This is a genomic window from Microbacterium sp. BF1, from assembly GCF_019279095.1.
Lineage (GTDB): Bacteria > Actinomycetota > Actinomycetes > Actinomycetales > Microbacteriaceae > Microbacterium > Microbacterium maritypicum.
In genome coordinates this window covers 1-512 of the sequence record NZ_JAGYWT010000906.1, presented here as the reverse complement: position 1 = coordinate 512, position 512 = coordinate 1, and the positions used below count along the sequence as shown (strand labels likewise).

1 pseudogene is annotated in these 512 nt (G+C 71.7%); it reads left to right on the top strand.

The window, feature by feature from the left end:
- Nucleotides 1-512, top strand: a pseudogene (locus KZA10_RS17485) (hypothetical protein); the annotation flags it as partial.

Below are 512 nucleotides of genomic sequence, written 5' to 3'. Positions count from 1 at the left end.
CCTCGCCGGTGACACGGGAAGAGCCACGGGCATCGTCCGCGGCGGACCGGCCTCCCCCGGAGCGTGGCCGGAGTGGACCAACACCTTCGTCGAGATCGACCTCGCGTCGGGAGCGACCCGTTCCGTGCCGTTGCCACCGGGACTCGCCTTCCGGTTCGCACTCGCCACGGGCATCGCGGGGGTATGCGTGATCCACCCCGACGGCGATGTCGTGGTGGTGATCGATCGTGCACAGGCGCGCGTCTCGCGGATCACTCCGATCCCGGCGATGACGCACCCGCCCCGCGCAGGACAGCTGCCGTGGGACGGCGTCGATGGTCGCCCCGCGCAGCGCCGCTCCCTCGCGATCGATCCCAGGACCGGAACGATCGCGGTCACCAGCGGGGGAGACGGCACGATCCTCCTGCTCGACGATGAGGGCATCTCCACGATCGAGCTGCCCACCCCGCTCGACGAGGGCGGACACCTGCTGTGGGCGGGTGGCGGCGACCGCATCGACGACCTGGTGGGGC